Source organism: Nocardioides humi, from assembly GCF_006494775.1.
GTDB classification, from domain to species: Bacteria; Actinomycetota; Actinomycetes; order Propionibacteriales; family Nocardioidaceae; genus Nocardioides; species Nocardioides humi.
In genome coordinates this window covers 617,375-640,154 of sequence record NZ_CP041146.1, presented here as the reverse complement: position 1 = coordinate 640,154, position 22,780 = coordinate 617,375, and the positions used below count along the sequence as shown (strand labels likewise).

The 22,780-nt window shown below is 69.3% G+C and carries 19 protein-coding genes and 2 pseudogenes; 10 read left to right on the top strand and 11 right to left on the bottom strand.

Annotation, left to right across the window (positions count from 1 at the left end; translation table 11 throughout):
• Positions 1-601 precede the first annotated feature (601 nt).
• The 6 genes from FIV44_RS03110 to FIV44_RS03085 form a co-directional block, all read right to left on the bottom strand.
• Positions 602-2,269, bottom strand: coding sequence for a helix-turn-helix domain-containing protein (locus FIV44_RS03110; protein ID WP_141003216.1), 1,668 nt, complete (start codon positions 2,267-2,269; stop codon positions 602-604).
• A gap of 116 nt (positions 2,270-2,385) precedes the next feature.
• Positions 2,386-4,116 carry a dihydroxy-acid dehydratase gene (gene ilvD / locus FIV44_RS03105; protein ID WP_246086780.1) on the bottom strand — a complete coding sequence of 577 codons (1,731 nt, stop codon included), beginning with the start codon at positions 4,114-4,116 and terminating at the stop codon, positions 2,386-2,388.
• 3 nt (positions 4,117-4,119) lie between these two features.
• On the bottom strand, positions 4,120-5,145 hold the full coding sequence (locus FIV44_RS03100; RefSeq protein ID WP_141003215.1) for a DUF362 domain-containing protein: 1,026 nt from the start codon (positions 5,143-5,145) through the stop codon (positions 4,120-4,122).
• 254 nt (positions 5,146-5,399) lie between these two features.
• The gene (locus tag FIV44_RS03095) at positions 5,400-6,896 is read right to left on the bottom strand and encodes an aldehyde dehydrogenase family protein (RefSeq protein ID WP_141003214.1); all 1,497 of its coding nucleotides are present in this window, start codon (positions 6,894-6,896) and stop codon (positions 5,400-5,402) included.
• Between the two features lie 25 nt (positions 6,897-6,921).
• Positions 6,922-8,037, bottom strand: coding sequence for an NDMA-dependent alcohol dehydrogenase (locus FIV44_RS03090; RefSeq protein WP_181410955.1), 1,116 nt, complete (start codon positions 8,035-8,037; stop codon positions 6,922-6,924).
• 296 nt (positions 8,038-8,333) lie between these two features.
• A complete protein-coding gene (locus FIV44_RS03085) occupies positions 8,334-9,572 on the bottom strand; it encodes an IS256 family transposase (RefSeq protein ID WP_141003212.1) in 1,239 nt (412 codons plus the stop codon).
• Positions 9,573-9,796: 224 nt separating this feature from the next.
• Here FIV44_RS03085 and FIV44_RS03080 point away from each other — a divergent pair, with 224 nt between their 5' ends.
• The 7 genes and pseudogenes from FIV44_RS03080 (at position 9,797) to FIV44_RS03050 (ending at position 17,394) form a co-directional block, all read left to right on the top strand.
• On the top strand, positions 9,797-11,374 hold the full coding sequence (locus FIV44_RS03080) for a sugar ABC transporter ATP-binding protein (RefSeq protein ID WP_141003211.1): 1,578 nt from the start codon (positions 9,797-9,799) through the stop codon (positions 11,372-11,374).
• Positions 11,367-12,392 (top strand): ABC transporter permease, encoded by a 1,026-nt coding sequence (locus tag FIV44_RS03075; protein WP_141003210.1) that lies wholly within the window; start codon positions 11,367-11,369, stop codon positions 12,390-12,392. Before FIV44_RS03080 ends, FIV44_RS03075 begins: the two co-directional genes overlap by 8 nt.
• A 144-nt stretch (positions 12,393-12,536) precedes the next feature.
• Positions 12,537-13,652, top strand: coding sequence for a sugar ABC transporter substrate-binding protein (locus FIV44_RS03070; protein WP_181410954.1), 1,116 nt, complete (start codon positions 12,537-12,539; stop codon positions 13,650-13,652).
• A 76-nt stretch (positions 13,653-13,728) separates the two neighbouring features.
• The gene (locus FIV44_RS03065) at positions 13,729-14,022 is read left to right on the top strand and encodes a hypothetical protein (RefSeq protein ID WP_141003208.1); all 294 of its coding nucleotides are present in this window, start codon (positions 13,729-13,731) and stop codon (positions 14,020-14,022) included.
• A 103-nt stretch (positions 14,023-14,125) separates the two neighbouring features.
• The gene (locus FIV44_RS03060) at positions 14,126-15,265 is read left to right on the top strand and encodes a thiamine pyrophosphate-dependent enzyme (RefSeq protein ID WP_219996260.1); all 1,140 of its coding nucleotides are present in this window, start codon (positions 14,126-14,128) and stop codon (positions 15,263-15,265) included.
• Complete coding sequence (locus FIV44_RS03055) at positions 15,258-16,247, top strand: alpha-ketoacid dehydrogenase subunit beta (protein WP_141003207.1); 990 nt, start codon at positions 15,258-15,260, stop codon at positions 16,245-16,247. Before FIV44_RS03060 ends, FIV44_RS03055 begins: the two co-directional genes overlap by 8 nt.
• Positions 16,244-17,394, top strand: a pseudogene (locus FIV44_RS03050) (dihydrolipoamide acetyltransferase family protein). The gene FIV44_RS03055 and the pseudogene FIV44_RS03050 overlap by 4 nt, the downstream one beginning before the upstream one ends.
• A 66-nt stretch (positions 17,395-17,460) precedes the next feature.
• Here FIV44_RS03050 and FIV44_RS03045 read toward each other — a convergent pair.
• Entirely contained in the window at positions 17,461-17,964 is a 504-nt protein-coding gene (locus FIV44_RS03045) for an Lrp/AsnC family transcriptional regulator (RefSeq protein ID WP_141003206.1), read from the bottom strand.
• Between the two features lie 171 nt (positions 17,965-18,135).
• Between FIV44_RS03045 and FIV44_RS31035 the strand changes: the two are divergent.
• From FIV44_RS31035 to FIV44_RS03035, 3 genes and pseudogenes are all read left to right on the top strand, one after another.
• A pseudogene (locus tag FIV44_RS31035) lies at positions 18,136-18,506 on the top strand (Glu/Leu/Phe/Val dehydrogenase dimerization domain-containing protein); the annotation flags it as partial.
• 150 nt (positions 18,507-18,656) lie between these two features.
• Positions 18,657-19,244, top strand: a complete 588-nt coding sequence (locus tag FIV44_RS03040; RefSeq protein WP_425465166.1) for a Glu/Leu/Phe/Val dehydrogenase family protein — start codon at positions 18,657-18,659, stop codon at positions 19,242-19,244.
• Positions 19,241-19,552: a hypothetical protein gene (locus FIV44_RS03035; RefSeq protein ID WP_141003205.1), complete on the top strand. Its 312-nt coding sequence runs from the start codon at positions 19,241-19,243 to the stop codon at positions 19,550-19,552. The genes FIV44_RS03040 and FIV44_RS03035 overlap by 4 nt, the downstream gene beginning before the upstream one ends.
• A gap of 4 nt (positions 19,553-19,556) precedes the next feature.
• On the opposite strand, the gene larC is transcribed toward FIV44_RS03035, so the two are convergent.
• The 4 genes from larC to FIV44_RS30195 form a co-directional block, all read right to left on the bottom strand.
• Entirely contained in the window at positions 19,557-20,780 is a 1,224-nt protein-coding gene (larC, locus tag FIV44_RS03030; RefSeq protein ID WP_246086779.1) for a nickel pincer cofactor biosynthesis protein LarC, read from the bottom strand.
• A complete protein-coding gene (larE, locus tag FIV44_RS03025) occupies positions 20,777-21,631 on the bottom strand; it encodes an ATP-dependent sacrificial sulfur transferase LarE (RefSeq protein WP_141003204.1) in 855 nt (284 codons plus the stop codon). Before larE ends, larC begins: the two co-directional genes overlap by 4 nt.
• Positions 21,618-22,322 (bottom strand): nickel pincer cofactor biosynthesis protein LarB, encoded by a 705-nt coding sequence (gene larB, locus FIV44_RS03020; protein WP_141003203.1) that lies wholly within the window; start codon positions 22,320-22,322, stop codon positions 21,618-21,620. The genes larE and larB overlap by 14 nt, the downstream gene beginning before the upstream one ends.
• A 294-nt stretch (positions 22,323-22,616) precedes the next feature.
• Entirely contained in the window at positions 22,617-22,760 is a 144-nt protein-coding gene (locus FIV44_RS30195; RefSeq protein ID WP_181410953.1) for a hypothetical protein, read from the bottom strand.
• Positions 22,761-22,780 lie beyond the last annotated feature (20 nt).

Genomic DNA, 22,780 nt, shown 5'->3' with positions numbered 1-22,780 from the left:
GGGCGAGGAACGAGCCCAGACGGGCTCTGGGCGCTGTTCGACAGGCCCAGGTGGGGAGACCTCGGGGACGATCGTGGTCCTCTGTGCCGCCTCTGGTGGTCGCTGGCGACGATCTCGTGATCTTCAACGTAGAGATGAGCGAAGACGGCTTGGTTCAACTCCTTGCGGCCGATCTCGTCGGCGGTCAGGGAGTGAGCGTGCGCGTTGTCGAGGAGCGCGAGGCAGTTGTCGACCCGGTCGCGGAAGTGCTGTTCGCTGACATCGTGCCTCTCGATCTCGGCCTGGGCCTGTGTCCGCTGGGCAGCCTCGTCAGTCCAGAGCCTCCACTGACTCGGCACGCGACACCCTCATCGAGTACCACACCCGATCCGCCGACACCCTGGTCCGCTCCACCAGCCACGACCTCGACCTGTGCCCCTCCGGGACCTTGAGTGAACTCACTACTGAGACGCCAAGGGACGGGTGTCTTGCGGTGCGCGATGAGTCAGTGACCAGCACGTACTCCTCGGGCGAGATGAAGTAGGCGCATTGGCTGTTGTCACCGTGAACGATAGGTCCAGTCGTGATGCCCAGCGCCCGAAGGACCCTCTCGTCCTGCGTCTCAGGGAAGCTCGATGCGGAAGTGCCGCAGCCGGTCGTACAGCTTGGACCGGCTGATCCCGAGGTGCTGCGCGGCCCGGACCTTGTTGCCGGAGTTCTGGGCCAGGGCTTCGATGATCAGATCGCGCTCCGCCTGCTCGATCGGCGTGAGGTTGGTACGCGACGAAGTGGCGCGCTGGTAGCGCTCGGGCAGATCGGAGATCACGATGTCGCCGACCGATCGCCGCTCGGTGCTGGCCTCCAGCACTCGCCGCAACTCGGCAACGTTCCCGGGCCAGGGCAGGGACTTCAGGTGGTGCAGCGTCGCTCTCGGCATCGCCGGTCGGTTGCTCCGGTCGATCGATCGCGCCGTGGCGATGTCCTCGAGGAGGCGCTCGACGATCGTGGAGAGCTCCGCAGTGCGTTGACGCAGCGGTGGGATCTCGATCCAGGAGCAGCACAGGCTGGCGATGTACTCCACGGAGGGGTTCGTCGCGAAGCCGGGCTCGGCGGTCGCGATGACGCGCAGGGGCGGCTCGGCCCGCATGTGATCGATGATGGACCGCGCCGTCTCGTTGTCGAGGTGGTCCACGTGCTCGACCAGGAGTACGGCGTCCTGCTGCTGCCGCAGGCCAGCCAGGGTCGCGCGGCGCTCGTCGGGCGTGGTCCGGGAGACGTCGAGCTCGGTGAACCCTGTCGTCGAGGCGATGGTGAGAGCGGTGCGCGTGCGGCCGGAGCCCGGCTCTCCGATGACCATCACGGACTCGGTCGTCTGAGTCGTCGAGGCGATGAGCCGTTCCAGCGCGGTGGTCCTCGGTGAGGGACTCGACCGTCGCTTCGCCCGGTTGCCGTCTCGCAGGCGGAGCAGGACGGCGCCGTCGACGCCCGTGGACGACGCGGAGACCGTCACGTCCACGCCGGAGGCCAGCGACATCGTGTCGGAGTCGTCCGGTCCCAGCCGCTCGGCCAGCTGGCGAAGGGCGTCGGCGTCGTCGCCGACCACGAGGTCGGCTGCGCGGAGGTTGTGCACGATGAAGTCGCGGGCGATGAGCGTGACGGCGTCGCGAGTGCGGGCGCTGAGACTCTTGAACGCCGCGATCTGCTGCGCGATCCCCGGGTCGTAGTCACCGAGCAGCCGCCCGGTGATGTCGTTGACCGCCTGGTCGAGGACGCTCGCCATGAGCGCGGGCGAGATGGCCTCCTCGACCATCAGATCGACGACTCCTTCGAGCCGGTTGGTGACCGGGTTGACGATGGGGACGCCGTAGCAGGTGAAGCCGCGCAGATCCGTCAGGAAATGCTCCTCGGCGTGCACCAGGATGGGCTCCCGGGTCTCGAGCGGGACCGAGAGACCGTTGGTGCCGGTGCGCTCCTCGTTGAACGAGGCGCCGATGACCGCGCCGAGACGGTCCGCCGCCCGGCCCATCCGGTCGTCCCCGAAGTAGCGATCGATCACCGTGCCGTGCCGGTCGGTGAGCAGTCCGCCCGCCATCAGGCCCTCGAGCGACTCGCTGAGCCGGCGCAGTGCCGGTCGTGATGCGTTCAGCAGCCGGCTGTCGGCGTCGAAGTCCTCCGTGACCACCTTGAGGCCGGTGTCGGAGTCGAGGCCGGCGCGTTGCGAGCGGTAGTGGGACAGGCGGATACGGTCGAGTCGCTCTTCGTCGGCAGCATCAGGGCTGTGCGTCGCCATGCTGGCCCCCTCCTCGCCTCGCCGGCCAGGTCGAACCCCGTGGACTGTGACGGCAGTCACGGCATCCTATCGCCGGCTGTCGCCGGCCGTCGCCGATCGCCGTCCGACGGCCGGCGTTACTGCGTGACGGCACCGTGGGCCGCCGATCGGACGGTCGCGGCGTACTTCCGGAGCACGCCGCGCGTGTACGTCGCGGGAGGAGGCTCCCATCCCGATCTCCGCTTCTCCAGCTCCGCGACATCGACTTCCAGGACCAGGCTGCGGTCGACGACGTCCAGCACGATGGGATCGCCGTCCCTGGCGAAGGCGATCGGCCCACCGTCGACGGCCTCGGGCGCGACGTGTCCGACGCACAGTCCGGTGGTGCCGCCCGAGAACCGGCCGTCGGTCACCAGCAGGACGTCCTTGCCGAGGCCCGCGCCCTTGATCGCCCCCGTGATGGCGAGCATCTCCCGCATCCCGGGACCGCCCTTGGGTCCCTCGTAGCGGATGACGACGACATCGCCTGCGCGGATCCTGCCGTCGGCGAGGGCGTCCAGCGCAGCCCGCTCGCCGTCGAACACCCGTGCAGTGCCACGGAACACGGTGTCGTCGAACCCCGCGGTCTTCACCACGGCGCCGTCCGGGGCGAGCGAGCCCCTGAGGACGGTCAGGCCGCCGGTCCGGTGGATCGGGCGGTCGAGGCCGTGGATCACCGCACCGTCCAGGGGCGGTGGGCTGAGCTCCCTCAGATTCTCTGCCATCGTCTTGCCGGTCACGGTCAGGCAGTCGCCGTTCATGAGGCCGGCATCCAGCAGCGCTCGCATCACGGTGGGGATCCCCCCGATCCGGTCGACGTCGTTCATGACGTACCTGCCGAAGGGCTTGAGGTCGGCGAGATGCGGGACGTCGTCGCCGATGCGGTTGAAGTCGTCGAGAGTCAGGTCGACCTCGGCCTCGTGGGCGATCGCGAGCAGATGGAGCACGGCGTTGGTGGATCCGCCGAGAGCCATCACCACCGCGATGGCGTTCTCGAACGCCTCCTTGGTCATGATCTGGCGAGCGGTGATGCCCTTGCGCAGCAGCTCCACCACTGCCTGACCGGACCGGTGCGCGAAACCGTCCCGACGGCGGTCGACAGCGGGAGGGGCGGCCGAGCCCGGCAGAGACATGCCGAGCGCCTCCGCGACCGAGGCCATGGTGTTGGCGGTGTACATCCCGCCGCACGCACCCTCGCCGGGGCAGATGGCGCGCTCGATCCTGTCGACCTCGTCGGCCGTGATCCGGCCAGCCAGGCACGCCCCCACCGCCTCGAACGCATCGATGATCGTCACATCGCGGCCGTCGACATGTCCGGGCATCGTCGACCCGGCGTACAGGAAGACGCTCGCCAGGTCGAGGCGCGCCGCCGCCATCAGCATGCCCGGCAGAGACTTGTCGCACCCCGCGAGCAGGACGGATCCGTCGAGACGCTCGGCCTGCATCACCACCTCGACGGAGTCGGCGATGACCTCCCGGGAGACCAGCGAGAAGTGCATGCCTTCATGTCCCATGGAGATGCCGTCGGACACGGAGATCGTGCCGAACTCCAGCGGATAGCCACCCCCTGCGTGTACGCCGTTCTTCACCGCCTTGGCGAGCCGGTCCAGGGAGAGATTGCAGGGTGTGATCTCGTTCCAGCTGGACGCGACGCCGACCTGGGGCTTCGCGAAGTCCTCGTCGCCCATCCCGACCGCCCGCAGCATGCCACGGGCGGCTGCGCGCTCCAGGCCATCGGTCACGTCGCGGGACCGAGGCTTGATGTCGGGACTGTCGGTGGCCGTGTGGGTCATCGTCTTCCTTGTCTCGGGGAGGGCAGGCTGGTGCATGACTCAGTCGTACCCGCGAACGGAGCCGAAGTCCTGATCCGCCGTCCAGCGGAGGTCGACCGGCGTGCAGGTGCTGTCCGCCGGCGCGACCTCGGCGACGGCGCGACTCACCAGCAGGCGCTGCAGGCTCAGTGTGTCGCGACATCGGATCAGCCGCACCTCCGAGGTCGGCCGGGCGCCGCGCAGGTAGCGGTCGAAGTGTGAGAGCGCCTCGGCGTCCGAAGTGGCGGTGATCGGCACGGCCGCCGTCTGCGGACTGCCACCGGTCATCGCGTTCACCGCGGTCGAGACCGGGTCGATGGCCTCGACGAGGCGCTGGTGAACGAGATCGGCGAGGCCGACGCCGATGGCATTTCCGGCCGTCGCGTGCGTCAGTCCCCGCGCGTACACGACCCGTATGCGCGGACGCTCGAAGCCCGCGAAGTCCAGGGCGCGCACCCGGCCGACGACATTGGTGTCCATCCCGGTCCCGCTGATGTCCTTGCCGATGCGGTCGACGACGAGGAGGTCGATGTCGTCGACCGGCAGCCTCGGCATCAGCGACCGGGCCTGTCTGAGCAGGTCGGGCTCACGGGTGCGGATCTGGCCGGCCGGGATGACCTCGACATGACTCAGGCGATGCTCGCCGTCCTCGATCAGGGCGACGCCCGCCAGCACCCGACCGGTGTCGACCAGTGCCTGTGCGGACACCGGCACGAGGTCCCGCAGGCCCGTGACGCCGTGGGCGTGCATCGCGAGGGCCTGCTCGTGCTTGCCGGCGCCGATCACGAGCATCTTCGTCAGACCCGACTCCGTCGGCCCGCGGAAGTGGGTGTGGGGCTTGATGCGGTTGACGACGATCACTCCGTCGGCCGCGGCGGCGTGCGCATCCAGGTGGATCGGGAGGTCGGTGTGGTCGACCGCGATCCGGGCGACGATCCGAGTCTCCATCGAGGACCTGATCTCGCAGCCGAGCGTCTCGTCGGTGATGCCGAGGGAGGCGAGGACCTTGAGCTGTCCAGGACCGGTGGCTCCGCCGTGGCTGCCCATCGCGGGAAAGGCGAAGACCTGGGCCCTCGGGCGCGGAGGGCGGCGACGATGGTCCGGGTGACCAGGACGATCTGATCGATGCCGCGGCTGCCGATGCCGAGTGCGATACGGGCCCCGGGAGCGATCTCCAGGTCCGCGACGCCGGTCGCGATCCGGTCGACGATGTCGGTCGTCGCCAGGGCGGCCCGGGCGACCGGCTGCTCCAGCAGATACATCTGCGGGAGCAACCGGTCGTCGTGGCTGTGTGACATCGGTCAGGTCAGCGGCCGGACCACGGACATGGGCCGGAGGTAGTCCAGGTACGTCTGCTGGCTGTTGACCCCACCGCCCCACCCGCTGAGGTTCACTCCGCCGTACGGCAGCCCGTAGGCGAACACGTTGTGGGCGTTGATCCAGCTGTTGCCCGAGACCATCCGCTCCGCGACACGGTACGCACGGTTCAGGTCCTCGCTCCACACGCTGTTGGCCAGGCCGTAGTGCGAGCTGTTCACCTGCTCGATGACGTCGGCCTCGTCGCTGAAGGGCATGACGTAGGCGACCGGCCCGAAGATCTCCTCCCGGGCGCAGACGTTGTCCGGCCGGCCGGTCATGAGCACCGGGCTCACGTAGTAGCCGTTCTCGAGGCCGGGCAGCTGGGTGGCTCCGCCCTCGAGAAGGGGAGTGGCCCCCTGCTCCAGCCCTTGGTCCAGGTAGGACTGGATCCGCGACCGCTGGCCCTCACTGATGACGGCTCCCAGCTGCGTGGCGTGGTCCGTGTCGGGGCCGAGCCTGATCCGCTCGAGGAAGTCGACCGACGCCGAGACCAGGTCGTCGTACACGTCGTCGTGGATGAACCACCTGGTCGCGGTGCAGCAGGTCTGTCCGGCGTTGCGGACGATGGCCATGCCGAGCTTCTCGGCGGTGTCCTTGACATCGATGTCGGGGAAGATGACCGCGGCGCCCTTGCCGCCGAGCTCCATCTTGCTGGGCACCAGGTTCCGGGCAGCGGCTTCGGCGACCAGCTTCCCGGTCTGGGGGGAGCCGGTGAACGAGATGTAGTTCAGGCCGGGGTGGTTGGCCAGGGCGTCGCCGGCCTCGCTGCCCAGACCGGTGACGACATTGATGACACCGGACGGGAAGCCGACCTCCTCGGCCAGCCTCGCCAGGTAGATCACCGACAACGGTGCCAGCTCGGCCGGCTTGAGAACCACCGTGTTGCCCGCGGCGAGTGCCGGCGCGATGCCCCAGACGGTCAGGATGGACGGCGCGTTCCACGGGATCACGAAGCCGCAGACGCCCCGAGGACGGTGCACCTGGCTGGCCTCCATATTGGCCAGGGGCAGCGGACGCGACAGGGTGGTGTGGGTCGCGAGGTCGGCGAAGTAGCGGTAGCCCTGGGCCGCGAACAGGATGTCGAAGTCCAGGGCCTCCGGGAGCGACTTGCCGATGTTGCGGGACTCCAGCGAGGCGAGCACGTCCTGGTCCCGCTCCATCGCGTCGGCCAGTCGGTGCAGGAGCACCGCGCGGTCGCGGGTGTCGAGGTCCGACCACGCCGGGAAGGCGGAACGGGCGGCTTGCACTGCCTCATCGACGTCGGCGGCGCCCGCGGACGAGATGGTCGCGAGTCGCTCCCCGGTCGAGGGTCGACGTACCTCGAACGTCTTGCCGTCCCTGGCCGGCTTCCACGCGCCATTGATGTAGAGCGGGATCTCCGACTGTGCGAGGAACGCGTCCGCGACGGCGATCGCGTTCTCCTGAGCGGTGGCTGTCATGAGTTTCTCCTTGTGCGCGTGCGGCTCAGGCGAGGCTGAAGTCGAGGATGCCGCGGATGTTCCTCCCGGCGTTCAGGTCGGCGTAGGCCTCGTTGACCTGGTCCAGCGAGTAGCGGTTGGTGACGAGGGCGTCGAGCTCGAGCCGGCCCGCCTTGTAGAGATCGAGGAGCTTCGGGACGTCGCGGTTCGGGCTGCAGGAGCCGTAGAGCGTGCCCTTGATCGTCTTCTCGTTCAGCGTGATCGCCTGGCTGGGGTAGACGACGTTCATCTTGTCGAGGCCGTTGAGGCCGACGAACACCGTGGTGCCGCCCTTGCTGATGACGTCGAGAGCCGCGGTCGTGGTCTCCACCTGCACGAGGTCGGTGATGACCAGGGACTTGTCCGCACCGACGCCACGGGTCAGGTCCATCGCGATCTCGTGGGCCTCCTCGGCCGTCGCGGCGGTGTGGGTCGCGCCCAGCTGCTTCGCCATCTGGCGCTTGTTCTCCAGCGGGTCGACGGCGATGAGGTTGGTGGCGCCCGCGTGGACCGCGCCCTGTACTGCAGCGCTGCCGAGGCCGCCGATGCCGTAGATCACGACGGTCTCCCCAGGCTGGATGTCCGCGACGTACACCGAGGCACCCCAACCGGTGGGCACGCCGCAGGCCGTGGTGACGATCTTGTCCAGCGGCAGCGACTTGTCCACCGGGATGAGGGACCGCTCGCTGACCACCGAGCGCTCGGCGAAGGTGCCGATCATGCAGTAGGCCCCGACGTCCTGGCCGCGGCCGCTGAAGCGGAACGAGCCGTCGGGCATCCTGCCCTCGAGGATCGTCGCGCCGTCGTCGCACAGGTTCTGGCGACCGGTCGAGCACCAGCGACAGTGTCCGCAGGCGGGGATGAACGAGGTGACCACGTGGTCGCCCACCGCGACGCGGGTGACACCCGGGCCGACCGCCTCGACGACGCCGGAGCCCTCGTGGCCGCCGACGAGCGGAAAGCGCGGCATGATGTCCCCGGTCCGCAGGAGGTCGTCGGAGTGGCAGAAGCCGGCCGCGACGTACCGGACGAGGACCTCGCCCTGGCGCGGCTCTTCGAGGTCTAGCTCGACGACCTCGAACGGCTGGTTGAGGTCCCAGAGAACAGCTGCTTTCGACTTCACCGGATGACTCCTCTTGAGAGTGGTTGCTGATGGATGTCGGCGAACCGCCGAGCGGTCGCCGTGCGGTGAGCCCCGGGTCTCCGACGGGCCGGCTGCCTCGGTGCGCGGGTGGCCTGGCGGGAAGGGCGGCGTAGCAAGTATGTGATCGCGGTCACCGGCTCCGACTGTCCGACTTTCCGACATCGGAGAGTCTCGGGCGGCCTCGGACAGCGGTGTGTGGAACTCGGACAGTTGGCCGGCTCCCGCCGACTGACAGAGCCCCGCGGGGTGGTGGGCTTTGAGGTGATCCTCGGTGCCTACGAGTCGCTGCCCTCGATGGCGGCGACGGGGTCAGTATCGCTGGTCTCGTAGAGCTTCGCCATCGAGCCTTCAGACAGGTAGCGGCGATCGGCGGCGATCCACTCGTCGTGCATGTCGATCAGCACGGCTCCGACCAGCCTGATGACCGCAGCGGGGTTGGGGAAGATCCCCACGACGCGGGAGCGGCGCTTGATCTCCTTGTTGACCCGCTCGAGCGGGTTGGTCGACCAGATCTTGCGCCAGTGCTCGCGCGGGAACGCGGTGAAGGCGAGGACCTCGGTCTTCGCGTCGTCCATGTAGGGACCGATCTTGGGCCACCTGAGGGCGAACTCCTCACGGGTGCGGTCCCAGGCCGCGTCGATGTCGGCTGGCTTGGCTTGGGCGAAGATCATCCGGAACGCTGCGGCGACGTAGTCGGCCTGACCCTTGGGGACGTGGGCGAGGAGGTTGCGGGCGAAGTGGACACGACACCGTTGGTGCGCGACGCCCTGGAACGCTCGGGACAGGGCTGCGACTAGCCCGGAGTGCTGGTCGCTGATCACCAGTTGTACCCCGCCCAGACCTCGCTGCTTGAGGCTGAGCAGGAACGCTCGCCAGAACGTCTCGTCCTCGCTGTCGCCGACGTCCAGTCCGAGGATCTCCCTGTCCCCACGGGCGGTAACGCCGGTCGCGACGACCACGGCCATGGACACGACTTGGCCACCCTTGCCGGGCTTGTTGCGGACGTGGAGGTAGGTCGCGTCGAGGTAGATGTAGGGGAACTCGACGTGGTCCAGGGTGCGGGTGCGGAACGCGCCGACGGTCTCGTCGAGGTTGGCGCAGATCCTGGAGACCTCGGACTTGGAGATCCCGGAGCCGCCCATCGCTTCGACCAGGTCGTCGACGCTGCGCGTGGAGATGCCGTGGACGTAGCACTCCATCACCACCGCGTAGAGCGCCTGGTCGATGCGGCGGCGGGGTTCGAGGATGATCGGGAAGAACGATCCCTTGCGGAGCTTGGGGATCCGCAGCTCGACGTCGCCGGCCTTGGTGGTCAACGGCCGCGTCCGGTGGCCGTTGCGCTCGTTGGTGCGGTCCTCGGTGCGCTCGTAGGGCGCGGCGCCGATCCGTTCGGTCGCTTCGAGTTCGATCAGCTCCTGGAGCGCGACACGGACCGATTCACGGATCAGGTCGACACCATCACCGGCACGAAACGCGTCGAGGATCTCGGACAGGGCAGACTGGGGCAAGGCCATCGGAGGGACTCCTTCTTCAGTGTGTTCTTGGTCGTTCACACCGAAGATCCCGCCGATGGCCGCCTACGTGCTGACGCCTCGCCGCTGGTCCCTCAAACCCCACCACTCCCGGGGACTCTTACCGCCGACTCCACGATGACGTCACGCCGAAGTGATCGGCGTCACGCCTCGCATGCGGAAGCCGGCGAGGTCGCGACCGAACGAGAGAGGAAGCGGGTGCATCCATGGCTGAGAATCCGGAAGCGCCGGGAAGCATCGACGGCGAGTCGCCGATCCTCGACGTGCAGGGACTGGTCAAGCAGTACCCGGGAACGCGGGCTCTCGACAGCGCCGACTTCTCACTGCGCTCGGGCGAGATCCACACGCTCGTGGGATCCAACGGCGCCGGCAAGTCGACGCTGGTCAAGATGATCTCCGGACGTGAGCGTCCCGACAGGGGGCGGCTGCTCGTCGATGGCGAGCTGGTCGAGCCCGGGGTCGCGAACTACCTCACTCGCTATTCGATCGGCTACGTGAGCCAGGAGGGCAGCCTCGATCCCGAGCTCACCGCGTACGAGAACGTCTATCTCGGTCGGGAGCTGACCACTCGTGGGCTGGTCTCCTACCGGCGGATGCGGCGCGAGGCGCGAGCGCTCGCGGACGAGTTCGGGTTCGCTGTCGACCTGGACCGCCGGGTGCGCGAGCTGTCTCCGCCCGACCGCAAGGTGGTCGAGATCCTCCGGGCGCTCTCCGTGCGGCCCCGCATCCTGATCCTCGACGAGCCGACCGCGGCCATCCCGAAGCCGGACATCGAGCATCTGCTCGGCCTGATGCGGACGCTGCGCTCACGCGCCTCCATCATCTTCATCTCCCACTACATGGAGGAGATCTTCTCGGTCAGCGACCGGATCACGGTGATGCGCGACGGGCGACGGGTCTGGGTCGGGGACGCGGCCGACACGGCGCCGGACCGACTCGTCGCGGGGATGCTGGGCGACAAGGCCTATCGGGCCCACCAGGCGGTCGGGAGCCATAGCCGCGTCGAGCGGGCTTCGGAGGGGCCCGTGCGATTAGCAGTGGAAGGTCTCCGAACCCGCGATGGCGCTGTCGAGGATGCGTCGTTGACTGTGCGGGGAGGCGAGGTCGTCGGCCTGTTCGGCATGGTCGGCGCCGGCAAGACGGAGCTGCTCGAAGCCCTCTACGGCATGCGGCGCAGCGAGTCGGCGACCTTCGACGTCGGCGGCGGCGGCGATGGCGGCCGGTGGTCCGTGCGCAGTGCTCAGACGGCGGGCGTGGCGCTCGTGCCCGAGGACCGGCTCAAGAACGCACTGGTCGGTGAGGAGACGGGCGGTTGGAACCTCGCCGCCCCCCATTGGCGTCGGGCGCCACGCCTGTTCCCCCGCCTCGGCCGGCTCGAGGCCGGGCTCAGTGAGCAGGCTCGCGGCCTCGTGACGATCAAGGGCGACGTGACCGGCCAACCGATCTCGACGCTGAGCGGTGGCAACAAGCAGAAGGTCTCGGTCTGCCGATGGCTCGTCAACGGCAGACCGCCCGAGATCCTCCTCCTCGACGAGCCGACCCAGGGCCTCGACGTGGTCGCGCGCGAGGAGATCTACCAGCTCATCCGGCGTCTCGCCGATGACGGGACAGCCGTTGTCCTGGCCTCGTCGGATCTGGACGAGGCGGTCACGGTGAGCGACCGCGTCGTCGTGATGAAGGCCGGAACCACCAGAGAGATGCAACCCGACCAGCAGTCCCGCGACAGCCTCCTGCTCGAGGCCACGAGCGACGTCGGGGCGGAGAGAGGAACCGATCATGTCTGAGACCGCACAGCTGCTGGAGCCGCATGCCTCCAGCACGCCACCGCCGCCGGTCGCTCGGCGCGCGAAGAGCAGAGATCGCTGGGCGCTCGTCGCGCAGAACTACGGAACACCGGCTGCCCTGGTCGTGCTCGTGATCTTCTTCGCGCTCGCGAGCGACAACTTCGCCGACCCGGCCAACCTCAAGAACATCCTGATCCAGATCTCGCCACTGCTGATCGTCGCCGTGGGGATCACGGTGCCGATGGCGGCGGGGGACTACGACCTGTCCGTCGGCGCCAACGCCGGCCTCGTGGGCCTGCTGTGCACCGGAATGCTCGCGCACGGGAGCATCACCTCGGTGCCCTTGGCCTTCCTCATCGGGGTACTGGTCGGCGCGGCCATCGGCCTCGTCAACGGCTTCCTCATCTCGTGGATCGGATTCCCCAGCCTCATCGCGACGCTTGCGATGATGAGTGTGCTGCAGGGTCTCAACACCGCCTACTCGGGCGGGCTCTCGATCTTCAACGGGATTCCCGTGCAGTTCACCGACATCGCCGCGGGCGGGATCGCCTACGTGCCGACGCTCATCGTGATCGCCGCTCTGGCGTCGGCTGTGATCTACCTGCTGATGCACCGACGGCCCACCGGCCGGCACCTGTACGCGCTGGGATCCAGCTTCGGTGTCGCCCGTCTCGTCGGCATCCGGATCGCTCCGACGCGGACGCTGGCGATGGTGATCTCCGGCATCGCCGCGGCCGTCGCCGGCATGCTGCTCGCCTCGCGGCTGGGAGCCGGCGTCCCCAGCGCGGGTGACGGCTTCCTGCTGAGCAGCCTCACGGTGGTCTTCCTCGGGATGACGATGTACCGGATCGGCCGAGCCAATGTGCCCGGCACGATCGTCGGCGCACTCTTCTACGGGGTGTTGCAGAACGGCCTCAACATCATGGGCGTCGACTCGGCCGGCCAGAGCCTGGCCACGGGCCTGGTGCTGATGGCGGCGGTCGCGTTCGCAGTCTTCCGGAACAGGAACAACGACTGATCCGGATCAGCTCGGGCTGGGTCCACGGACCCGCAGCACAACGGTGCAACCAAGCCGCACGTCTGGGTGGATCCCCGGAGAGTCGGCCCATCCAACAACAGGGAGTGAATGATGCTCAGAAAGCGAACCAGGCGCCTGTCGACGGTGCTCGCCAGCTTCGTGGCGATGGTCGTGCTCGCCGCGTGTACCGGCACCACGACTGAGACCGACTCCGGTTCCGGAGCCAAGAAGAACAGCGGGAGCACGGGAAGCTCGAGCGGCAGCGCTGGCGGGCCGGCCATCGACGGCCAGCCACAGGGCCCGTACGACGTCCGCACGGATGGGAAGCTGACCATCGGGTGGGTGGAGCTGACCGCGGACTGCCAGAGCTGTGTGAAGGCGCTCGCGGAGTTCCGCAGCTTCATCGAGGACAACGACTACGACTGGACGGTTGAGACGCTCGACTCGAAGGGCGACGCCGACGGCGCGGCGCGGGCGATCGAGGACTTCACCACGCGCAAGGTCGACGTCATCGTCACGGCCTTCGTCGTGCTCAAGGCGTCCGGCGCTGCGATCGACGGGGCCAACGCTGCGAAGATCCCGGTCTTCTCACTCGACTCGGGCTGGAGTCCGGGGGTGGTCGGCGACGTGACGACGAACAACTTCGACATGGCCGCGCAGATCGCCGCCTACCTGGCCGACAGCCTCGGGGGCAACGGCAACGTCGTCTCGATCTGGTCCGACCAGCACTACGGCGTGGTGATTCGGCAGGAGATGCTGGAGAACATCACCAAGAGCCGCTATCCCGGCATCAAGATCCTGGGCTCGAAGAACGTCACGCTCGCCGGGTACTACCAGGAGTCGATCGACGCGGCCGAGAACTTCGTCTCCCGTTTCGGCGACGAGATCGACGCTGTCTACTGCGGATTCGACGAGCCGTGCATGGCCGCCGCCGAGGTGTTCGAGAAGGCGGGCCTGGATGTGCCCATGTTCGGGTTCGACGGCCATCAGCAGGCGCTGGGCGAGATCCGGGGTGGCGACGGTACCAGCGGTCTCGTCGCGACGATGGCTCAGCAGTTCGGTCCCTTCGCCACCACCGTCGGGCAGTGGATCAACTCGATCCTCGTCGAGGGCAAGCCGGTCAACGAGGTGATCCCGGTGCCGGAGGTCTACCTCCCGGCGAAGCTGATCACCCCGCTGAACGTCCCCGCCGAGGGTGAGGACGGTTGGACCGTCCCCGGCTACTACGACGTCGTGAGCGGTCAGGCCGAGTTGAAGTGAACCCCAGGGCCGGCCGCGCCGGGTCGATCGCCCGCACGGCCGGCCCTGTGCCGCGATCCACGAGGAGGACACGACCTTGATCGACGCAGGACCGCCCACCTATCGGCTCCTTGCGCGGACCGCCGCGGGCTCGCTGCTGGTCGCGCTCGGCGACCTGCTCGAGGTCCTGCGCCGGCACGAGGTCGAGGTCAGGTCTCTGGTGGCGCGACCGATGCTGCCCAGCCGGGCCGACTTCGAGATCGGCGTGGACGCCTGCTTCGGCGCGAGCCCGGTCTCGGCCGTTCTCCTGGACATGATCGGCTGCGACGGCCTTGCTGTCCTCTCCGCGGAGAATCTGCAGGATCGCTCGACCTTCGTCCTGCCGATCTGAGCCGCCGACAGACGTCGACGGCGACTCTCGCCCAGCTCGGGTGCAGTGCCGGTGATCCTGGCCGCGACCGAGAACGCATCCCACAGGAAGCTGAGAAGCAACGATGACCACCCGAACGCAGGACGCGCTCAGGCGAGCGCCCGACGGCTACGTGCCTCCGCCCGTCGCCGCCGTCGAGGCGACACCGATGATCCAGTTCGTGGCACCCGACGGCAGTGAGACGCCCGCGGGCATGCGCCACGGCTTCGACCTGGCTCTGGCTCGCGATCTGTACCACCGCATGAGCCTCGCCCGTGCACTCGACCAGGAGGCCCTCGCGCTCCAGCGCCAGGGTGAGCTCAGCCTGTGGCTCCAGTGCTGGGGCCAGGAGGCCGCCCAGGTCGGCACGGCGCGGGCGCTGCCTGCCGAGACCATGGTGTTCCCCAGCTATCGCGAGCATGCGGCGGCGCTGTGCCGCGGCATCGAGCCCGCGGAGCTGCTGGCGCAATGGCGGGGGATCAGCCACTCGGGGTGGGTCGCCGACCACCGGAACTTCCACTTCTACTCCCTCGTCCTCGGGACCCAGACCCTGCACGCGACGGGCTTCGCGATGGGGAACCGCCTCGCGGGCGAGGCTTCTCCGGTGGCCGTGTACTTCGGCGACGGCGCGGCGAGCCAGGGTGACGTGAGCGAGGCGATGAACTGGGCCGCCGCGTTCAGGCTGCCGATCATCTTCATCTGCCAGAACAACCAGTGGGCGATCTCCACCCCGACCGAGCTGCAGTACGGGACTCCGCTCCATCACCGTGCCGCGGGATTCGGGCTCCGGAGCTGGCATGTCGACGGGAATGACGCGCTTGCAGTGCACGCGGTGACCACCGCCGCGGTCGAGTGGACCGCCGCGGGTCACGGCCCCGCGTTCGTGGAGGCCGACACCTTCCGGATGGCCGGCCACAGCACCTCCGACGACCCCAAGCGCTACCGATCCGAGCTCGAGGTGGAGAAGTGGAGAGGGCGCGACCCGCTGCGGCGGCTCGACGCGGCCCTGCGTCACCGGGGGGAGGGCGACTGGGTGGACACCGTCGCTCTGCAGGCGCGTGAGTTCGCCGCGGACGTGCGCCGGGCGTGCCTCTCGCTGACGGCCCCCGCGATCGAGGAGGTCTTCGAGCAGGTCTACACCACGCCGCACCCGGCGTTGCGCGAGGAGCAGCGCGCCCATGCGGCGTTCCGGGCGGCTGTCGAGGCGGAGGCCGGCCATGCCTGAGCTGACTCTCGCCAAGTCCTTGAACCAGGCCATGCGCACCGCCATGGCGCAGGACAGTCGCGTCCTCGTCCTGGGGGAGGATGTCGGCCGGCTGGGCGGCGTGTTCCGGGTCACCGACGGACTCCAGGACGAGTTCGGCGCGGACCGGGTCGTCGACACGCCCCTGGCCGAGTCGGCGATCGTCGGGGTCGCCATCGGCCTTGCCCTGCGGGGATTCCGGCCCGTGTGCGAGATCCAGTTCGACGGGTTCGTCTATCCGGCCTTCGACCAGATCGTCAGTCAGCTCGCGAAGATGCGGGCGCGCTCGGGCGGGCGGGTGCGGCTCCCGGTCGTGATCAGGATCCCCGCCGCCGGCGGCATCGGCGCCGTGGAGCACCACTCCGAGTCGAACGAGGCCTATTTCGCGCACACGGCCGGCCTGCGTGTGGTCTCCTGTGCCAACCCGGCGGATGCGTTCCGGCTGCTGCGGGCGGCGATCGCCTGCGACGATCCTGTCGTCTTCTACGAGCCCAAGCGCAGGTACTGGGATCGAGGGGAGGTCGACCTGGACGCTCCGCTGGCCTCCCTCGATCGGGCCATGGTCCTGCGCAAGGGCTCGCACTGCACGCTCGTCGCGCACGGAGCCACGGTGGCCACGGCGCTCGCCGCCGCTGCCGCGGCGGCGGAGGACGGGGTGTCGGTCGGTGTCGTGGACCTGCGGACCATCTCGCCGCTCGACGTCGACACCGTTGCGCGGTGTGCGCGGGAGAGTGGGCGGGTCGTCGTCGTGCACGAGGCCGCGACCTTCTTCGGCCTGGGCGCCGAGATCGCCGCGGCGGTGACCGAGCGATGCTTCGACGACCTGCGTGCACCGGTGGCGAGAGTGGGCTCCTACGGGCTGCCGTACCCTCCGGCGAAGCTGGAGGACGAGTTCGTGCCCGACGTCGACCGAGTGCTTCTGGCTGTCCGCTCGACCCTCTCCTCGGAGAGGAGCCCGGCATGAGCGAACCGGTCCACTTCCATCTGCCCGACGTGGGCGAGGGCCTGACCGAGGCGGAGGTCGTCGCATGGCACGTGGCCGTGGGCGACCCGGTCGAGCTCAACCAGCTGATCGTCGACATCGAGACCGCCAAGTCGATCGTGGAGCTGCCCAGTCCTCTGGAGGGCACGGTGGTCGAGCTGTGCGCCCAGGTCGGTGAGACGGTTCCGGTGGGCGGCAGGCTGATCGCCATCGCCTCGCCGGTGGAGTCGGCCGACGAGGCGCCGGTGGCGGAGATCGACCTGGTGGAGGACGAGTCGTCCGCCACGGTGGGTGAGTCGCCTCAGGTCCTCGTCGGAAGCGGCGTCCGCCGAGCATCAGCACGCCGAATCCGGCTGACGCCTCCTGCGGATGGTGGGACCGTGGCGACGCGGGACCGCGCTGTCGGACGAGCGTCGCCGTCGGACCTCCTCGTCGACGAGCGCCGGATCCCGGTGCGCGGTGTTCGCAAGGCGACCGCCGCGGCGATGGTGAGCTCGGCGTTCACGGCTCCGCACGCGACCGAGTGGGTCACCGTGGACGTGACGGCGACGATGGACCTCCTACGGCGCCTGCGATCCTCGTCGGCCTGGAGTGGAGTGCGGCTCACTCCGCTCGTGCTGGTGGCGAAGGCGCTCGTCCTGGCAGTGCGGGCCTTTCCCGAGATCAACGCCAGCTGGGACGAGGAGTCGCAGGAGATCATCGTCCGACAGCGGATCAATCTCGGCGTGGCCGCGGCGACACCGCGGGGCCTCCTGGTGCCGAACATCAAGGATGCCCAGGATCTCGACCTGCGGGAGCTCGCGGAGGCGTTGGCCGGTCTGGTCGAGCTGGCCCGCGCGGGGAGGACGCCGCCCGAGGACATGGCCCGGGGCACGATCACACTCACCAATATCGGTGCGTTCGGCATCGACGGGGGTACGCCGATCCTGAACCCCGGCGAGGCGGCGATCCTGGCGGTGGGGGCGATCCGTCCCTGCCCTGGGTGGTCGAGGGCGAGATCGTGGTCCGGCAGACGACCACCCTCTGCTTGTCGTTCGACCATCGGCTGGTGGACGGTGAGCTGGGCTCCAGGGTGCTGCACCGGGTGGGTGAGCTCTTGTCGGCGCCGGAGACGGCGGTGCTGATGTGAGGCGGACGCCGGTTGGGGGACAGGTCTGGCGCAGCGATGGCCTGTTGGAGTGTCGAGTCGTCACCGTCATCGCGGTGCCGGGGTGGACCTCCCCCAGCCGGCGTCCTTGGTGAGCTCGCGAAGCAGCGGCAGTATGCGGTGGGGGACCGGTGTGGCGACGGTGAAGGTCGAGGTCGTCTTGCGCACGCCGTCCACCTCGACGATGGCCGCGGTCAGCCGCTGCAGCTCCTCGAGGGACGCGAGCGCGACGTGCACCAGGAGATCCTCGCGCCCGGCCTGGATCCGGACCTCGAGGACCTCGGGCAGCTCGCGCAGCCCGTCGACGATGGAGGCCATCACGCGCTGGTCGATCTCGAGGCTGACGAGCGCCTGGACCGGAGCCCCGGCGACGGACAGGTCGACGATCGGCTGGAATCCGACGAGGATGCGGTCGTCCTCGAGGCGCCGCAGCCGGAGCTGGACGGTCTGCCGGCTGACGCCGAGCTCCTGCGCGATCTCCGCGATCCCCGCCCTGGCGTCGTCCGTCAACAGGGCGAGGATCTCGACATCGAGTCGGTCGATGGTTGCCATCGTGCACACCTCCAGGGCCTTGATGACGGACACAGCCTAACGATCTGCAAGGTTACATCGATGTTGATTGACCTGAGAGTGGCACTCAGGCTTGGATTGATCGTCAGATGGTCAAGGTGATCCCTTGGCTGCGACCAGGGCGAAGCCCCCACAGGGGACGCTGTCCGGATCATGAGGAGTGAAGACGTGAACACCGAGTTGCTCGAGCAGCTGGCCGGCCCGTGCGGCGTCGAGACGGACCCCCATGCCCCGGGGTGCGAGCGCGTCGTGTTCTGTCGCGACGACGAGACCGGTCTGATGGCGATCATCGCCATCCACAGCACGGCATTCGGGCCGGCCCTGGGCGGGACCCGGTTCCGGCCCTATCGCTCGGAGGCGGAGGCCCTCACCGACGTGCTGCGGCTGGCCGAGGGAATGACTTACAAGGCGGCCGCTGCCGGACTGCCCCTGGGGGCGGCAAGGCCGTGATCATGGGGGACCCTGCGCGGCACAAGACGCCCGAGCTGCTGCGCGCCTACGCACGCTTCGTCGACGGGCTCGACGGTCGCTACGTCACCGCCGCCGACGTGGGCACCTGCGCAGAGGATCTCGACGTCATCGGGGAGGTGACGCCGCATGTCGTCGGGAGGACCAGCGGCGCCGGCGGATCTGGAGACAGCGGCCGATCGACCGCCGCAGGCGTCTTCTATGCGATGCGGGCCGCCGCCACCGAGGTCTGGGGATCGGAAGGGCTCCGCGGGCGAGCTGTCGGCATCGAGGGAGTCGGCAAGGTCGGCGCGCACCTCGCCCAGCTCCTCCTCTGCGAGGGCGCGTCGGTGGTCGTCGCCGATCCTGACCCGCAGGCCATCCAGCGGGTGCGGGAGACGTGCGGCGACGAGGTGCCCAGCGTGCCACGGGTGATCGACGCCGATGTGGACATCTACGCGCCCTGCGCACTCGGGGCCTCGCTGACCCGGTCCTCCGTCACCGCGCTGCGGGCCCGGATCGTGTGCGGCGCCGCGAACAACCAGCTGGCCACGGCCGACATCGATCTGCGGCTGCACCACCTCGGCGTCACCTGGGTCCCGGACTACGTCGCCAACGCCGGCGGTCTGATCCAGGTCGGAGGGGAGCTGAGAGGGCACACGGGATCGCAGGTGCACCAGAGGGTGCGCGGCGTCGGCGACACCACCCGGGAGATCCTCCTCCAGTGCGCGGCCCGCCGGATATCGACGGGCATGGCCGCGGCAGAGATCGTCCATTCCCGCCTCCGGGAGGCGCCGGCGGAGCGCCTGCCGTGACCGGCGCCGTGCCTCATCGCGTCGTGGTGACCACGCTCGACGCGGACCGTGCGCTTCTCCTGTCACTGGCCTCGGTGCTCCACCGGCGCGGGGTCGACGTCCTCGCCGCGGACCTGAAGCCACCCGAGCACGGCCGACGCCAGTTCTGCGCGGTCGTCGTAGCGACGACCGCGCAGGCCCGGACGCTGCGCCAGACCCTGAGCAACCGCATCGACGTCGTGTCGGTGGACCTCGATGTCGCCGATCACGACGAGCTCCCGCCCGCTCAGCTGCTGGCGCTGCAGCCGGCCGTACCGGCGTCCTCCTGAGCCCTCAACGAGCATGTGTCGGCGATGCTGCGGCCTCCAGCGCCCGGCGATGAGCGTCGACGGCGACGTCGGCGGCCGCGAGGGCGGCCCGAACGGTCGTTCCGGCAGCACGCGCCAACCGGGCCACGTCCTCGTATTCAGGCGTCGCGGTGACGACCGCCCCGTCCAGCCATGCCAGTTTCGCGCGTACCGGCCGGCCTCCCACCTGCACCGTCACTACCTCACGCCGAAGCCGGCTCTTGTGTACCTCATGCCGGCGTACGCCGATCGTCGTTGTGTGTGTGAGGACCACACGAATGAGTGCGTCGACTCTGGTAGGCGCTGCTAGCACCGAGAGGGTGTGTGCAGGCCGTCCCTTCTTCATCAGGATCGGCGTCAGCCAGGCGTCGGCCGCCCCTGCCTCCAGCAGCGCGGCGAGCACCGAGGGCCACACTCGCGGATCGAGGTCGTCCACGTTCGCCTCCAGGACGACCTCGGCCTCGGTGGGCAGAGTGGACGCTGTCGCGGCGGAGTCGCAGAGGACCAGTCGGCACACGTTCGTGTGGCCGGCCGGCTCTCGGTCACCCGCGCCCACGCCGATGGCGAACGGAAGGCCGGCCGGGAGCGCCCCCGTGTCGGTGGCGAGCGTGACGAGAAGCGCGACGCCGGTAGGAGTGGCCAGCTCCATGTCGACGGGACCGCCGAACGCGGGCATTCCCCGCCCTCGGAGCAACTCGAGGACGGCTGGCCCGGGGAGCGGGATCGCGCCGTGCGCCGTCATCGTCCGACCGCCCCCCAAGGCGATCGGGCTGGCCACCAGCCGGTCGATGTGGAGGGCGTCGAGTGCGGCAACCACCCCGACCACGTCGACGATGCTGTCCAGGGCGCCGACCTCGTGGAAGTGCACCTCGCTGAGTGGGATGCCGTGGACCGCGGCCTCGGCTTCGCCGAGCGCGGTGAAGACGGCCGCCGTCCGCTCACGCAGCGGAGGAGCGAGCCTGCTGAGCAGGCGGTGCACGTCCGCGAGCGTGCGGTGGTGGTGCGCTTGCGGTACCGAGACGACGGCCCGGGTCGCTGCGAGTGCCCCACGACGTACGGTGCTCGCGGTGACGTCCACCGTCTCGGGCAGATCCAGCGACCGGACGGCACGATTGACGACGTCGAGCGGTGCGCCCGCCGCGATGCAGGCGCCCAGCAACATATCGCCACTGACGCCCGCAGTGGCGTCGATCCAGCCGATGCGGCTCACGAATCCCCGCCGCTCAACTGCTCGTTCATCGAACCTGACCGGAAACCTCGCGGATCGACCTCGACCACGTCGAAGCCGCGGATGGTGTCCAACAGCTGTGGGCGGCGACGCAGTTCCGCCACGATCTCCCTGTCGACCTCGACCCGGGCCACGTTGCCGTGGTCGCGGACGCGCAGATCGCGTACCGGGAGACCGGCCCCGCGGAGCGCCTCCCGAAGCGACTCCTCGGCACGTTCGATGCGGCGTAGTCGCGGGGAAGTGATCCGGAGACCGTAGGCCACACGACTCGAGAGGCAGGCCGCCGCGGGCTTGTCCGCGGTGGCCAGGCCCCAGGCTCGGGAGAGCTCCCTGACATCGGTCTTCGCGAGCCCGGCGTCACGCAGGGGCGTGACCGCGCCGGCGAGCGCGGCAGCACGGATGCCCGGCCGGAAGGGGTCGATGGCGTCGTCGCTGTTCGTCCCCGTCGCGACTGCGTCCAGGCCCAGCTCCGCTGCCAGTGGAGCCAGGACGCTGAGGAGCTCTGCCTTGCAGTGGAAGCAGCGATCCACGCCGTTCTCACGGTAGCCGCGGCGATCCAGCTCGCTCGTCGGAGCGAGGATGTGACGTACGCCGATGTCGGCGGCGAACGTCTTTGCTGCTTCGAGCTCCGTGTGCGGGAGCGACGGGCTCACCGCGGTCGCGGCGACCGTATTGTCCTTCCCGAGGAAACGCGCAGCGGCCGCCAGCAGCAGGGCAGAATCGGCGCCACCGGAGAAGGCGACGACCAGCGACCCGTGGCTCTCGACCTGCTCCCTGAGCCGAGCGGAACGATCGCAGAGTGCGGCGATCGGCCGCCGATCAGTCGCGGACATCGTCGCCTCTTCCTGGTTCTCCGAGCATCCGCAGAGCGGCACACGCGGCACCGAAGCCGTTGTCGATGCCGACGACCGTGATCCCCGGACTGCAAGAGGCAAGCATTCCGAGAAGGGCAGTGATCCCGGACAGGCCGGAACCGTAGCCCGTGCTCGTCGGTACCGCGATCACCGGCGCACGGGTGAGGCCCGCCGCAACGCTGGCCAGAGCCCCTTCCATCCCTGCGACCACGAGCACCACGTCTGCCGTGTCGAGCCGCTCCCGCTGCTCGAGCACCCGATGCAGGCCCGCGACCCCGATGTCGGCGATCAGGGTCGGCGCGCAGCCGTACGCCGACAGGACGGCGGCGGCCTCCCGAGCGACCGGGAGGTCGGCTGTGCCCGCCGTCAGGACGAGCACATGGCCCGGTCGAGGCGGGCAGGTGCGCCATGCGAGCAGGAAGAGTCCGTCCGCCGTCGGCATGCGGACGCCACCCGGGTTCGTCGAGAGTGCCGCCGCTGCCTGCTCGTCGTCCGCGCGGCTGAGCAGGACGGGGCCCTGAGACCCGCCGGCGAGCAGGCCGGCGACGGCGGTGGCGCATTGCCCGGCAGACTTGCCCGGGCCGTAGACCGTCTCGGCAATGCCCGTCCGCTCCCGACGAAGAAGATCGAGCCGCAACTCCGGGCCGACGATCACATCCTGCGCGACCATCCCCTCATGATGTCCGGCGTTCGAGGTCGGGGAGTGTCCGATATTCCGACAGGCAGTGTCGAGTCCGCCGGACGACCGCAGTGCGACCCATGGCGGGATCGGGGACCTGGCCATGGGCCGACCAGCGTAGCCATGTCTCGCGTAGTGAGAGCAGAACGGCCGGCGACTTGACCGGCCGTCCGGGGCTCAGGTCTCCGGGCCGCACGACGGATCGTCGAGCACCTTGCAACCTGAGCACGTGCTCCAGCGTCGGGACTCGGTCGCCGAAGTAGATCTCGTGGTGGCCGTTGGAGGTCAGGCCGCGGGCGGGCAGGTAGTCGTCGCGGAGCCGGGCGGGGGCGTGACGACGTAGTCGCGGGCGAGCTCGGCCCTGCTGAGGAACGTGATCCGGTAGGAGAGGGCGTAGAACGGCTCGACGGCCTCGCGGTGGCGCGGCACGCGGTTGGGCTCGCCGACAG